Annotated in this window: 11 protein-coding genes and 1 pseudogene; 5 read left to right on the top strand and 7 right to left on the bottom strand. The window is 68.1% G+C overall.

What is annotated here, in order from left to right; translation table 11 throughout:
* Nucleotides 1–17 precede the first annotated feature (17 nt).
* Genes glnA (AU197_RS18065) through AU197_RS18080 form a run of 4 tightly spaced genes read left to right on the top strand, consistent with a single transcriptional unit; the run spans nucleotide 18 to nucleotide 5,857 of the window.
* Nucleotides 18–1,358, top strand: coding sequence for a type I glutamate--ammonia ligase (gene glnA / locus AU197_RS18065; protein ID WP_064404060.1), 1,341 nt, complete (start codon nucleotides 18–20; stop codon nucleotides 1,356–1,358).
* Between the two features lie 26 nt (nucleotides 1,359–1,384).
* Complete coding sequence (locus tag AU197_RS18070; protein WP_064404061.1) at nucleotides 1,385–4,351, top strand: bifunctional [glutamine synthetase] adenylyltransferase/[glutamine synthetase]-adenylyl-L-tyrosine phosphorylase; 2,967 nt, start codon at nucleotides 1,385–1,387, stop codon at nucleotides 4,349–4,351.
* 16 nt (nucleotides 4,352–4,367) lie between these two features.
* Nucleotides 4,368–5,000: a PaaI family thioesterase gene (locus AU197_RS18075; RefSeq protein WP_064404062.1), complete on the top strand. Its 633-nt coding sequence runs from the start codon at nucleotides 4,368–4,370 to the stop codon at nucleotides 4,998–5,000.
* A complete protein-coding gene (locus AU197_RS18080) occupies nucleotides 4,997–5,857 on the top strand; it encodes a TIGR03619 family F420-dependent LLM class oxidoreductase (RefSeq protein ID WP_064404487.1) in 861 nt (286 codons plus the stop codon). The genes AU197_RS18075 and AU197_RS18080 overlap by 4 nt, the downstream gene beginning before the upstream one ends.
* Here AU197_RS18080 and AU197_RS18085 read toward each other — a convergent pair whose 3' ends face one another.
* The 3 genes and pseudogenes from AU197_RS18085 to glnA (AU197_RS18095) all read right to left on the bottom strand — a co-directional run bounded on the left by AU197_RS18085 (nucleotide 5,858) and on the right by glnA (AU197_RS18095) (nucleotide 8,927).
* Nucleotides 5,858–6,823, bottom strand: coding sequence for an asparaginase (locus AU197_RS18085; RefSeq protein WP_064404063.1), 966 nt, complete (start codon nucleotides 6,821–6,823; stop codon nucleotides 5,858–5,860).
* A 160-nt stretch (nucleotides 6,824–6,983) separates the two neighbouring features.
* Nucleotides 6,984–7,403: pseudogene (locus tag AU197_RS18090) on the bottom strand (DoxX family protein); the annotation flags it as partial.
* An 87-nt stretch (nucleotides 7,404–7,490) separates the two neighbouring features.
* Nucleotides 7,491–8,927: a type I glutamate--ammonia ligase gene (gene glnA / locus AU197_RS18095; protein ID WP_064404065.1), complete on the bottom strand. Its 1,437-nt coding sequence runs from the start codon at nucleotides 8,925–8,927 to the stop codon at nucleotides 7,491–7,493.
* Nucleotides 8,928–9,082: 155 nt separating this feature from the next.
* Between glnA (AU197_RS18095) and AU197_RS18100 the strand changes: the two genes are divergently transcribed.
* Complete coding sequence (locus tag AU197_RS18100; RefSeq protein WP_064404489.1) at nucleotides 9,083–9,565, top strand: RDD family protein; 483 nt, start codon at nucleotides 9,083–9,085, stop codon at nucleotides 9,563–9,565.
* A 24-nt stretch (nucleotides 9,566–9,589) separates the two neighbouring features.
* On the opposite strand, the gene AU197_RS18105 is transcribed toward AU197_RS18100, so the two are convergent.
* Genes AU197_RS18105 through lipB form a run of 4 tightly spaced genes read right to left on the bottom strand, consistent with a single transcriptional unit; the run spans nucleotide 9,590 to nucleotide 13,762 of the window.
* Nucleotides 9,590–11,368, bottom strand: a complete 1,779-nt coding sequence (locus AU197_RS18105; protein ID WP_197415586.1) for an amidohydrolase — start codon at nucleotides 11,366–11,368, stop codon at nucleotides 9,590–9,592.
* A gap of 30 nt (nucleotides 11,369–11,398) precedes the next feature.
* Nucleotides 11,399–12,151, bottom strand: coding sequence for a DUF4191 domain-containing protein (locus tag AU197_RS18110; protein WP_064404067.1), 753 nt, complete (start codon nucleotides 12,149–12,151; stop codon nucleotides 11,399–11,401).
* Between the two features lie 4 nt (nucleotides 12,152–12,155).
* Nucleotides 12,156–13,082, bottom strand: coding sequence for a lipoyl synthase (gene lipA / locus AU197_RS18115; protein WP_064404068.1), 927 nt, complete (start codon nucleotides 13,080–13,082; stop codon nucleotides 12,156–12,158).
* Entirely contained in the window at nucleotides 13,082–13,762 is a 681-nt protein-coding gene (lipB, locus tag AU197_RS18120; protein ID WP_064404069.1) for a lipoyl(octanoyl) transferase LipB, read from the bottom strand. Before lipB ends, lipA begins: the two co-directional genes overlap by 1 nt.
* Nucleotides 13,763–13,767 lie beyond the last annotated feature (5 nt).

Here is a 13,767-nt window from a genome sequence, read left to right on the forward strand (position 1 = left end):
GTGCCTACGCTGCGGTCATGGATCGGCAGAAGGAATTCGTGCTGCGCACGCTGGAAGAACGCGACATCCGCTTCGTCCGGTTGTGGTTCACCGACGTGCTCGGATACCTCAAGTCGGTCGCGATCGCGCCGGCCGAACTCGAGGGCGCCTTCGAAGAGGGGATCGGCTTCGACGGCTCGTCGATCGAGGGCTTCGCCCGGGTATCGGAGGCCGATATGGTCGCCCGCCCCGACCCGTCCACCTTCCAGGTGCTGCCGTGGGCCGACGGTTCGGGCGGGCACCATTCGGCGCGGATGTTCTGCGACATCACCATGCCCGACGGCTCCCCGTCGTGGGCGGACTCGCGCCACGTGCTGCGCAGGCAGCTGGCCAAGGCCAGCGATCTGGGGTTCTCCTGCTATGTCCACCCCGAGATCGAGTTCTTCCTGCTCAAACCCGGCGAGGACGACGGCACCCCGCCCGTGCCCGCCGACAACGGCGGCTACTTCGACCAGGCCGTGCACGATTCGGCGCCAAACTTCCGCAGGCACGCCATCGACGCCCTCGAGCAGATGGGCATCTCGGTGGAGTTCAGCCACCACGAGGGCGCGCCCGGCCAGCAGGAGATCGACCTGCGCTACGCCGACGCGCTGTCGATGGCCGACAACGTGATGACGTTCCGCTACGTCGTCAAGGAGGTCGCGCTCGGGGACGGCGTGCGGGCGTCGTTCATGCCGAAGCCGTTCGCCGAGCACCCCGGATCGGCCATGCACACGCACATGAGCCTGTTCGAGGGCGACACCAACGCCTTCCACAGCCCCGACGACCCGCTGCAGCTCTCCGACGTCGCCAAGTCGTTCATCGCCGGAATCCTCGAGCACGCCAAGGAGATCAGCGCCGTCACGAACCAGTGGGTGAACTCCTACAAGCGGCTCGTACACGGCGGTGAGGCCCCGACGGCGGCGTCCTGGGGTGCGGCGAACCGCTCGGCGCTGGTGCGGGTGCCGATGTACACCCCGCGGAAGGCGTCGTCGCGGCGCGTCGAGGTGCGCAGCCCCGACTCGGCGTGCAACCCCTACCTGACGTTCGCGGTGCTGCTGGCCGCGGGTCTGCGCGGTATCGAGAAGAACTACGTGCTGCCGCCTGAGGCGGAGGACAACGTGTGGACGTTGACCCCGGAGGAGCGCAGCGCGATGGGTTACAAAGAGCTGCCAGGCAGCCTCGGGGTCGCGCTCACCGAGATGGAGAACTCCGAGCTCGTCGCGGAGGCTCTGGGCGAGCACGTCTTCGACTACTTCCTGCGCAACAAGCGCGCGGAGTGGGAGAACTACCGCAGCCACGTCACACCGTTCGAGCTGAAGGCCTACCTGTCTCTGTAGGTGACTAGGCGAGATACCTTTTAGGCGTGGCCAAACCAGCGACGCAGCGTCCGAAGCTGCCGAGCGTAGGGCGGCTGGGGCTCGTCGAACCCACCGCGCCCGCGGATCTCGAGGTGTTGGGGTGGAACACCGACGCGCACGTCGAGCTGCTGTGGTCGTTGTCGCGTGCCCCCGACGCCGACACCGCGCTGCGCACGATGGTCCGGCTGGCCGAGGCGTTGGGGGATGGCTGGGACGAGCTCAACCGCGCCCTGCTCACCGACAAGAGCCTGCGGGGCCGGCTGTTCAGCCTGCTGGGTTCCTCGCTGGCCCTCGGTGACCACCTCGTGGCCAATCCGGAGGACTGGCGCCTGCTCGCCGGTGACGTCGCCCTGCCGACCCGCGACGCGCTGCGCGAGATGTTCGTCGCGCTGGCCGACGAGGCGTCGGATACCTCGGCCGCGCTGCATCCGCTGCGCAAGCTGTACCGCGACCGGCTGCTGGTGTTGGCCAGCCTGGACCTGGCGCCAACGGTGGAGAACGAACCGGTCCTGCCCTTCCCGACCGTCGGCGAGCACCTCTCGGACCTCGCCGACGCGGCGCTGGCCGCCGCTCTGCACCTCGCGTTGAAGACGACCGGGGGTGAGTCGCCGCCCCGGATCGCCGTCATCGCGATGGGCAAATGCGGTGCGCGCGAACTGAACTACGTCAGCGACGTCGACGTCATCTTCGTCGCCGAGCCCGCCAACGCGGTGGCGACCCGGGTGGCGGGCGAGCTGATGCGGTTCGCCGCCGACGCCTTCTTCGAAGTCGACGCCGCGCTGCGGCCCGAAGGCAAACACGGCCAACTGGTGCGCACACTCGACTCGCACGTCGCCTACTACCAGCGCTGGGCCAAGACGTGGGAGTTCCAGGCCCTGCTGAAGGCCCGGCCGGCCGCGGGCGACCCCGAACTGGGCCAGGCCTACGTCGAAGCCCTGATGCCGATGGTGTGGTCGGCCTGTGAGCGCGAGGACTTCGTCCCCGAGGTGCAGGCGATGAGAAGGCGGGTCGAGGAACTGGTGCCCGCCGGACAACGTTCGCGGGAGATCAAGCTGGGCACCGGCGGGCTGCGCGACGTCGAATTCGCCGTGCAGCTCCTGCAATTGGTGCACGGCCGCAACGACGAGCGGCTGCACGTCGCGTCGACGGTGGCCGCGCTGGCCGCGCTCGGTGAACGCGGCTACGTCGGGCGCGACGACGCCGCCAACCTGACCGCGTCCTACGAGTTTCTGCGCCTTCTCGAGCACCGTCTGCAGCTGCAGCGGTTGGTGCGCACACACCTGCTGCCCGACGAAGACGACGACGAGGCGCTGCGCTGGCTGGCCAGGGCGGCACACGTGCGGCCCGACGGCACACGCGATGCGCTGGGCGTGTTGCGCGAAGAGCTCAAGCGCCAGAGCCTGCGGGTGTCGCGGCTGCACGAGAAGCTGTTCTACCAACCGCTGCTGGAGTCCGTCGGGCAACCGGCACTGAGCATTTCGGACGGTATGACCCAGGCGGCCGCCGAACGGCAGCTGGCCGCACTGGGGTACGAGGGCCCGCAGAGCGCATTGACACACCTGGCCGCCCTGACAAGCAGCAGCGCCCGCCGCGGTCGTGTGCAGCAGGTGCTGTTGCCGACACTGCTCAACTGGCTGTCGGACACCCCCGATCCGGATGCGGGGCTGCTGTCGTACCGTCGCATCAGCGACGCGCTGTCCGAACAGCGGTGGTTCTTGGCGACGCTGCGCGACGAGGGGGCTGTGGCCAAGCGCCTCATGCAGGTACTCGGCACCTCGGCCTACGTTCCGGAATTGCTCATGCGCGCACCGGAAGTCATTCAGTCCTACGCCGACGGCCCCAACGGGCCCAAACTGCTCGACGCCGAACCCGAGGCGGTGGCGCGGGCGTTGGTCGCCTCGGCCGCACGGTATTCCGACCCGCAGCGCGCGATCGCGGCGGCGCGTACGTTGCGCAGACGTGAGCTGGCGCGCATCGCCTCGGCCGACCTGCTGGGCATGCTCGAGGTCACCGAGGTGTGTCGCGCGTTGACGTCGGTGTGGGTCGCGGTACTGCAGGCCGCGCTCGAAGCGGTGATCCGCGCGCAGAAGTCCGACCGTGGGCCGCTGGCCCGGATCGCGGTGATCGGCATGGGCCGCCTCGGTGGCGGCGAACTGGGCTACGGTTCGGACGCCGACGTGCTGTTCGTGTGCGAACCCGAAGCGGGCGTCGAGGAATCGGCCGCGGTGAAATGGGCGGTGACGGTCGCCGAGCAGGTGAGGTCTCTGCTCGGGACGCCGAGTTCGGATCCACCCCTGGAGGTCGATGCCAATCTGCGGCCGGAGGGTCGCAACGGTCCACTCGTGCGCACCCTGTCCTCGTATCAGGCGTACTACGAGCGGTATGCGCAGACGTGGGAGGTGCAGGCGCTGCTGCGGGCCCACCGCGTGGCGGGCGATCTGGACCTGGGCGAGCGGTTCCTGTTGATGATCGACAAGATCCGGTACCCACCCGGCGGGGTGTCCGCCGAAGCGGTGCAGGAGATCCGGCGGATCAAGGCTCGGGTGGACGCCGAACGGCTGCCGCGGGGCGCCGACCCCAACACGCACACCAAACTGGGGCGCGGAGGCCTCGCCGACATCGAGTGGACGGTGCAGCTGCTGCAGCTGCGCTTCGCGCACAAGGTGCCCGCACTGCACAACACGTCGACTCTGCAGTCGCTGAACGCGATCGGCGCCGCCGAACTGATCGCCGAGGGCGACGTCGAACTGCTGCGCCAGGCCTGGCTGACCGCGACGAAAGCACGCAACGCACTGGTGCTGGTGCGGGGCAAGCCGACCGACCAACTGCCCGGGCCCGGACGTCAGCTCAACGCCGTCGCGGTGGCCGCCGGTTGGGACACCGACGACGGGGGAGAGTTCCTCGACAACTACCTGCGGGTGACGAGACGGGCGAAAGCCGTCGTGCGCAAGGTTTTCGGTGGTGAGACATAGTGGATGGGCATAGCCGATGAGCATGGATTTCGGGTTCGAAGTGATCACGGACGAGGAGTACGAGCGCCAGCGTGCGCTGTACGGCCCGCTGACCGAGGCGGTGCGCAGACTGATCTATGCGAGCCTGCACACCGAGATCGACGAGACTGTCGTCTCGGAGGCGCAGGCGAAGATCGAGGCCGTCACGCAAATCCTCGAGAGCAGCCAGCGCCCGAGTGTGCAGGTGGTCCACGAGCAGACCGGACGTCCGCTGGCATGGGCCAATCCCGCTGTGGGACTGCGTAATGCGATCGCACCCCCGATGGTGATCCATCACGAGGACGACGGTCGCTGTTGGAGCGAGTTCACGCTGAGCGGCGCCTACGAGGGCCCACCCGGGTGGGTGCACGGCGGCATCTGCGCGCTGGTGCTCGATCATCTGCTGGGTGAGGCCGCCAGCGACGGTCTGACCCGGCCGAAGTTCACCGGCACCATCTCGCTGCGTTACCTGCGCGGCACACCGCTGGGACCGCTGCGTGCGGAGGCGTTCGTGGAGCGGTCCGAGGGGGTCAAGACGTTCGCCCGCGGATATCTGCTCGACGCGCAGGGGCCCACGGTGGAGGCGGAGGGTGTGTTCATCCAGCCGGCATGGGCGAGGGACGCCGGATGAGGTTCTATGTCAGCCTGGCCTTCCTCGACACCGCGGAGGTCGTCGAGATCGCCAGGGCGGCAGACGATCTCGGCTACGAAGGTCTTGGAATCCCGGATCACGTCGTCAACCTCGAGACCTTGCAGACGCCCTACCCCTACACCAAAGACGGCAGCAGGCGCTGGGAGGCGTTCACCGACTGGCCCGATCCGTGGGTGCTGATCGGTGGGCTCGCCCTGGTCACCTCGCAGATCCGCTTCGTCACCACCGTGTATCTGCCCGCGATGCGCGACCCGTACTCCGCGGCCAAGGCGATTGGCACGGCGGCCGTCCTGGCCGGTGGCCGCCTCGAACTCGGCATCGGCGTCGGCTGGTGCTCAGAGGAGTTCACGCTGATGGGCCAGCAGTTCGCCGGGCGCGGTAAGCGCACCGACGAGATGCTCGACCTGATGAAGGAACTCTGGAAGCCGGGTTGGACGGAGTTCGACGGCGAGTTCTACAAGACGCCGAAGCTGGAGATGGAGCCGACACCGCCGCCGATCCCGGTGTACGTCGGGGGGCTCTCGGATGTCGCGCTTCGCCGGGCGGCGCGCCACGACGGCTGGATCGGCGACCTGATCACCACCGACCGGGCCCTTGAACGTGTCGCCAAGCTCCGCGAGCTGCGCGCCGAAAAAGGTTTGAGCATGGACGATTTCGAGGTGCTGACCCCGCTCACCGACGCGTTCACCCCCGATCACTTCGACCGCGCACAGGCCTGCGGCATCACCGGCATCATCACCATGCCGTGGATGTTCTACGCCGGTCCGCAAGCCTCGTCGGCCGAGAAGATCGACGGAATGAAACGGTTCCGCAAGGACCTTCGGCTCGACAGCTAGCTAGCCCCAGCGAGCGATCACATCGCCCACCGGTTGGCCCGCGGCCAAAGCCGCCATCACCAGCACCCTGGCCTGGCTGGGGCGAAGGTTGGGCACCATCACCGCCCCCGCCTTGACCATGTCGTCGCCGGGCCCGTATTCCGCTTCGACGGGGCCGGTCGGGACGCGGGTCGAGATCGCGAACGCGACGCCGGCGGGCGCATGCCTGCGGACCGCGTCGACCACCCCCGCGCCGGCATTGCCGGAGCCCAACGCCTCCACCACGATTCCGCGGGCACCCGATGAGACCGCGGCGTCGATCGGTCCGGACCCGTCGCCCGGATAGGCGGCCACGATGTCGACCCGTGGCGCGTTGGCCGCCGACACCTCGGCGATGAACGGCCGGCGCGTCGGCTGGGACAGGTTGAAGGTGTTGCCGCCCACCGTGCCGACGGGTGCGCCCGCGAACGGCGAGAGGCCCGCGGTGTCCATCTTGCGGGTACCCAGTGCCTGAAACACGGTGCCGTCGAACGCGATCAACACGCCTTGTTCGCGAGCGGCCGGGCTCGCCGCGACGGTCAGCGCGTCCCGCAGGTTCTTGGGCCCGTCGGCGTCGGGGGCGTCGGAGGACCGCTGCGCACCCGTCAGCACGATCGGCGGAGCGCCGCGGTACGTGACGTCCAGCCACATCGCGGTGTCCTCCATGGTGTCGGTGCCGTGCGTGATGACCACACCGTCGGCGCCGCGTTCCACCGCGTTCTTGGCGGCTGCGCCGATCGTGTCCCAGTCCGCGGGGGTCAGCTGCGAGCTGTCCTTCTGCATCAGATCGACGATTTCGACGTCCAGCCCGGCGGTGAGTTCGTCGCCACCGACCGTCGGTCGCCGCACACCGCTGGAGTCGGTGCTCGTCGCGATCGTGCCGCCGGTGGTGATGACGACAAGGCGGGCGTTCTGGGCGCCGGCCGGTGACGCCGCCGGGCCGAGCATGCCAGTCACCGTCGCGACCGCTACCGCGGTCGCCAGAAGTCCTCTGCGCATCCCCGGGTCACCGCCGGAAGCGGCTCATCAGGCCGCGACGCCGGACCGGCGCAGCGGTGGCGGCGGGTGCCGCCGTTCCGGTCACCACGCGGCCCGGTGCCCCCGTGCCGACCCGCCGCCTGCCGTCGACCGACCAGGCGCCGGCGCCCGTCGTCGCCAACAGCAGAAACCCGAAGCAGTACAGGAGCACGACTTCGCCGCCGTTCTCCATCGGCCAGAAGCTGGCGGGCGGGCCTTCGAGCGGGGGCCAGTGCTGCCAGAAGTAGGCCACCGCCATTTCACCCGAAGCGATGAAGGCCGCTATGCGGGTGAACAGTCCGACGGCGATCAACAGGCCGGCGACCAGTTCGATCAGCCCGGCCCACCACAGCGGCCACGAGCCCGCCTCGATCGGGATCGGTGCCGCGACCGGCCAGCCGAACACCTTCTGCGAGCCATGCAGCGCGAAGAGCAGACCGAAGATGATCCGGAAGATGCTCAGAACAGGAGACGAGTAGCTGGCAAGACGGGCATCGAATGTGGTCGTCATGCGTGTTGACCCTACGCGCAGACGCACTTCGGGCCGGGTGAATTCACTCGCCCGGCCCGAAGTGTCGACAGATGTTTACCGGTCTGCTTACACGTCGAAATACAGCGCAACCTCGTACGGGTGCGGCCGGATCTGGACCGGCAGGATCTCGTTCTCACGCTTGTACGAGATCCAGGTCTCGATCAGGTCCTCGGTGAACACGCCGCCCTCGGTGAGGTAGTCGTGGTCCTCTTCGAGCTTGTCGATGACGGCCGAGAGCGAGGTGGGCGCCTGCGGGATGTTGGCGGCCTCCTCCGGGGGCAGTTCGTAGAGGTCCTTGTCGACCGGCGTCAGCGGCTCGATCTTCTTCTTGATGCCGTCGATGCCTGCCATCAGCATCGCCGCGAACGCCAGGTACGGGTTGCCCGAGCTGTCCGGGCAGCGGAACTCGAGGCGCTTGGCCTTCGGGTTGTTGCCCGTGATCGGGATGCGCACACACGCCGAGCGGTTCCGCTGGCTGTACACCAGGTTGATGGGGGCCTCGTACCCGGGCACCAGACGCTTGTAGGAGTTCACCGTCGGGTTGGTGAACGCCAGCAGCGACGGTGCGTGGTGCAGGATGCCGCCGATGTAGTGGCGGGCGAGGTCGGACAGTCCCGCGTAGCCGGACTCGTCGTGGAACAGCGGCTGGCCGTCCTTCCACAGCGACTGATGCGCATGCATGCCGGACCCGTTGTCCCCGAACAGCGGCTTGGGCATGAACGTCACCGTCTTGCCGGCCTGCCACGCGGTGTTCTTGATGATGTACTTGAACAGCAGCACATCGTCGGCCGCGTGCAGCATCGTGTTGAACTTGTAGTTGATCTCGGCCTGGCCCGCGGTGCCCACCTCGTGGTGGCCACGCTCGAGGGTGAACCCGGCGTTGATCAGGTTGGTGGCCATCTTGTCGCGCAGGTCCACGTAGTGGTCGTACGGCGCGACGGGGAAGTAGCCGCCCTTCGGCCGGACCTTGTAGCCGCGGTTGGCGCTGCCGTCGGCCTCGACCGGTTCGCCGGTGTTCCACCAGCCGGCCTCGGAGTCGACTTCGTAGAAGGTGCCGTTGATCCTGGAGTCGAAGGTCACGGAGTCGAAGATGTAGAACTCGGCCTCGGCGCCGAAGTACGCCGTATCGGCGATGCCGGTGCTGGTGAGGTAGTTCTCCGCTTTACGGGCGACGTTGCGTGGATCGCGCGAGTAGGCCTCGCGGGTGAACGGATCGTGGACGAAAAAGTTCATGTTCAGCGTCTTGGCGGCGCGGAACGGGTCGATCCGTGCTGTCTCCGGGTCGGGGAGCAGCATCATGTCGGACTCGTGAATGGACTGGAATCCGCGAACCGACGAGCCGTCGAACGCCAGGCCGTCCTCGAAGACGTCCTGCGTGAAGGCCGTAGCCGGGATCGAGAAGTGCTGAACGACGCCGGGCAGATCACAGAACCGGATGTCGACGTATTCGACATCCTCATCCTTGATCAGCTTGAGAATGTCGTCGGCCGTCTTTTCTGCCACCTGAGTTTTCTCCTTTATCCAGTAACTCGCGGGTTGACGCTAAGGACACGATGTTGCACGGTCGTCAACCGAATGTTGCGCCGAAGTTACGCAATCACGTCGGTGCCTGTCGCGGGCGGCCGGTGGACTTCTTCGAGTCCCATATCCTTCAGTGTATGGCCCGCACACTGGGGTCCTGGCTGTCGGGACCGGATCCGACCAGCGACGCCGGACCCGACGACTATCCCGGCAAGCGACTCGGTCTACCGGAGACCGGGCCGGGGTCCATCGCCCGCTTCGGTAGGCGCATCGCCGCGCTGATGCTCGACTGGTTCATCGCATATGGGCTGGTGGGGTTCGCGGTGAACCTCGGATTCATCAGCAAGGAGGCCTTGCTGTACTCACCGCTGGGGTCGACGTCCATCGCCGCGGTGTGGCTGGTGCTGGGAATGGTCTCGGTGCGGTTGTACGGCTTCACCCCCGGTCAGTGGGCGCTGGGGCTACGGGTCGCCTCCATCGACCACCGCCAGCACGTCGGCATCGGCCGCGCCGCGGTGCGCGGGCTGCTGGTGTTCTTCGTCATACCCGCGCTGTTCACCGACCGGGATTTCCGCGGCTACCAGGACCGCTTCACCAACACCGCGGTGGTTCGGCGCTAGGTTCCGTTGGGCTTGTCGGGGCGCTCAGCTCTGGTGGCGGATCTGGCCGTTCATCATCGTCATCGTGACGTCCGCACGGTGGATGTCGTGCGGGTCGACCTCGAAGATGTTTTCGCTGAGCACGATGAGGTCGGCGAGTTTGCCGACCTCGAGCGAACCCACCCTGTCGTCCATCCGGAGCTGGTAGGCCGCGCCGAGCGTGTTCGCGTGCACCGCCTCTGCGACGGTCAGCCGTTGGTCGGCGGGCGCCAACACCGGCGCATCCGGCTCGCCGATCAACTGACGGGTGACACCGATCTGGATCGAGTCGAGCGGTTTGTACGTCGAAAAGTAGCCCGCCGCAGGCCAATCGGTGCCCAGCGAGATCCGCCCGCCCGACATCAGCACGTCCCGCGGCCGATACATGAGGTCCTTGCGCGGCGCACCGTAGCGCGCGGCCATGTTCTGCATCGTGTCGGGATCGGCGGACATCCAGTTGGCCGAGAACTGCGCCACGACGCCCAGCTCGCCGAAGCGTCGGCCGTCGGGGTCCTCGACGTAGACCAGGTGCGCCACCGCGTGCCTGCGGTCGCGGGGGGCATTGGCGGCGGCGGCCCGCTCGATCGCGTCGAGCGCGACACGGGCGGTGCGCTCACCGCAGGCGTGTACGTGCACGTCGAAGCCCGCTGCATCGACCCGGCCGATGAGGTCGTGCCACTGCTGTTCGGTGAACGGCGATCCGCCGGTGGAGTCGGGTTTGTCCGCATACGGCTCGATCAACCACGCGGTGTAACCGCCCTGGGTTCCGTCGCCGACGATCTTGACGACGTCGGCGCGCACCAGGTCGGTCGAGAACCGGTCGCGGATTTCGGTCATCTTCTGCACGGCGTCGGCGACCGGCGCCGAGCGCACGCTGTAGGACGCCACCACGCGGAACGGCAGCGCGCCGCGCTTCTCGATGTCGGCGTACAGGCCGATCAGCGCGCCCTGATCGTCGCCGATCGGTGGCACCCCGGCGTCGAAGACCGACGTGATGCCGGCCGCCGACGCCATGGGCAGCCAGGCTTCGAGCAGGCGTCCCATGGTCTGGGGCGAGATCGGCTCGATCGCGTCGACCAGTCCGAGAACCGCGTTCACCTCGAGCACGTATCCGGTCGGGTCGCCGTTGCCGTCGCGCACGTAGTAGCTGAAACCCGGAATCGGGTCCGGGGTGTCGCGGTGCACACCGGCGATCTCGAGGGCCCTGCTGTTGGCCCACAGGCTGTGCCCGTCGATGGCGAAGAAGAAGCCCGGCCGGTCGGGCAGTACGCGGTCGAGGTCGGCACGGTCGGGTCCGTCGGGGCCGAACATGTCCACACGCCAACCGAATCCGCGCACCGGGCCCGTCGGGTTCTCGTCCGCGTACCGCTCGATCGCGGCGAGCGCGTCGGCCGCGGTCGGCAGTTGCAGGTCGACGCCCGAGGTGAGGAAGGCGCCGAGGAACGGGTGGATGTGGCCCTCGACGAAGCCGGGCATCAGCAGCCGCCCCTGTAGGTCGATGACCCGGGTGTCGGGGCCGACGAGCGCCATCGCGCCCGCCTCGTCGCCTACGTGGGCGATGGTGTTTCCCCGCACCGCGACCGCCTGCGTCCACGGCTGCGGCCCGGCGACGGTGTAGATCGGGCCGTTGCGGAAGACGAAGTCCGCGGTCGCTTTGTCGGTGCTGGTCTCGGGCTTCGGCGTGACCGAGCATGCGCTCGCCGCCGTTGCGGCCAGAACCCCCACGCCCGCGCGCAGCACCGCCCTGCGAGAGAAATGGGGTGCCCACTCACAGGCGGTACACATATCGCGCCTCCGGCCCCCGCGCCGCAACCGTCAGCGGCGGCGCACGGTGCGCTGCACGCCCCGCATCTTGGCCTGCGCCGGCAGCGGGCCCTTGGGCATAGCGGCGGGCCCGACCTTCGTGCCCAACGCGGCCAGCCGCGACTCCAGTGCGTCCAACTGCTTGACGGTGATGTTCGCGGGCAGCTTGTTCAGGTGACGCTCCAGTTTGGCCAGCGGTACTTCGCCCTCGCCGTTGCCGATGATGACGTCATAGATCGGGGTGTCGCCGACCAGCCGGGCCGTGCGCTTCTTCTCCTGCGCCAGCAGCGGCCGCACGCGCGACGGCGATCCCTCACCGACGAAGATGACGCCGGGCCTGCCGATCACCCGGTGCACGGCGTCGAAGTGACCCGTGGCCGCGACACCGGGGGTCACGCGCCACTTGCCCCGCATGTTGTCCAGCGCCCAGGCCGCGGCGCCCGTCTGGCCCTCGGCCTTGCTGTACACCGACTTCTGCGCGCGCCTGCCGAAGATGATGAAAGCGACCAGTGCACCGAGCACGATGCCCAGCGGGATCATCATGTAGGTGGTGAAGCCGCCCGCGAAGATCCCGAGCGCCACCGAAGCGGCGACGATCAGCACGAATGCGCCGATCATGTACGGCAGCAGACGCTTGTCTTCTTTACGCTGGATCTGGAACGCCTGCCACAACTGGCTGCGGCGCTGCTTGGACGCCGCTTTACGAGCCGCCTTGGCTTCGGCCTTCGCGGCCTTCAGTGCCTGGGGATTGCGGGTTTTCGCCATTGCTTCAGGATACGGACGCCGATTTCGCCTGCGCGTACAACCGACCCGCACGGTACGACGAGCGCACCAGCGGGCCCGCCAGCACACCGGCGAAGCCGAGGCGCTGCGCGAACTTCTCGAGCTCGACGAACTCGTCGGGGTGCACCCAACGCTGCACCGGATGGTGGCGCACCGACGGCCGCAGGTACTGCGTGATCGTGACGATGTCGCAGCCCGCGTCGTACAGATCGGTCAGCGCGACGCGCACCTCCTCGGGCGTCTCGCCCATCCCGAGGATCAGGTTGGACTTGGTCACCAGCCCGAATTCGCGGGCAGCGGTCAGCACGTCGAGGCTGCGCTCGTAGCGAAATGCGGGCCGGATGCGCTTGAAGATCCGCGGAACCGTTTCGACGTTGTGCGCCAACACTTCTGGACGGGATTCGAATACCTGCTGCAAGAGGTCGGGGTCACCGTTGAAGTCGGGGATCAGCAACTCCACGCCGGTGTTGGGATTGAGCTCCTTGATCGCACGGACGGTCTGCGCGTACAGCCACGCGCCACCGTCGGGCAGGTCGTCGCGGGCCACACCGGTCACGGTCGAGTACCGAAGTCCCATCGCCTGCACGCTCTCGGCCACCCGGCGCGGCTCGTCGCGGTCGAGATCGGCCGGCTTGCCGGTGTCGATCTGGCAGAAATCGCAGCGACGGGTGCACTGCTCACCGCCGATCAGAAACGTCGCTTCGCGGTCCTCCCAGCATTCGAAGATGTTGGGGCAGCCGGCCTCTTCGCAGACGGTGTGCAGACCCTCGCGCTTCACCAGCGCCTTGAGCTCCTGGTACTCCGGGCCCATCCGGGCGCGGGTCTTGATCCACGGCGGCTTGCGCTCGATCGGCGTCTCGGCGTTGCGAACCTCGAGACGCAGGAGTTTCCGACCTTCAGGGGCGACAGTCACTACGTCAACGCTACCTCTAGCCGCCCGTCGAGCGCATCGCACACGGCATCGGCCACCGGGTCGATCACGTCGGAGACCCCGACCCGACGCCCCAGTTCAGCCGACAGCGAAGTGACGCCGGCGTCGGAGATGCCGCACGGCACGATCGCGCCGAACGCCGACAGGTCACAGTCGCAGTTGAGCGCGAAACCGTGCAGGGTGGTGGCCCGCGACACCCGGATGCCGATGGCGCCGATCTTGCGGGCCGGGCCCTTGTCGTCTGCCGCGACCCACACACCCGAGCGGCCTTCCACCCGGCCGGTCGGCACTCCGAGGTCGGTGCAGACCTTGATCAGCGACTCCTCGAGTCGCCGAACGAAGTTGACGACGTCGAGCGGTTCGGCCAGGCCGATGATCGGATAGCCGACGAGTTGGCCCGGACCGTGCCAGGTGATCTTTCCGCCGCGGTCCGTGTCGATGACGGGCGTGCCACCGACGCCGGGGTGCGGCCGCTCCTCGGCGAGCGTGCGCCGCCCGGCGGTGTACACCGGCGGGTGCTCGAGCAACAGCAGGGTGTCCGGGCCGCCCGCCACGCGCTGGTCGGCGATCGCTCGCTGCAGCTGCCAGGCGCTCTCGTAGTCGACCGAGCCCAGTCGGCGCACCTCGACCGGCACTGTCGCCGACCGGATCGAATGCGTCATGACGA

Source organism: Mycobacterium sp. IS-1590, assembly GCF_001500025.1.
Taxonomy (GTDB): Bacteria; Actinomycetota; Actinomycetes; order Mycobacteriales; family Mycobacteriaceae; genus Mycobacterium.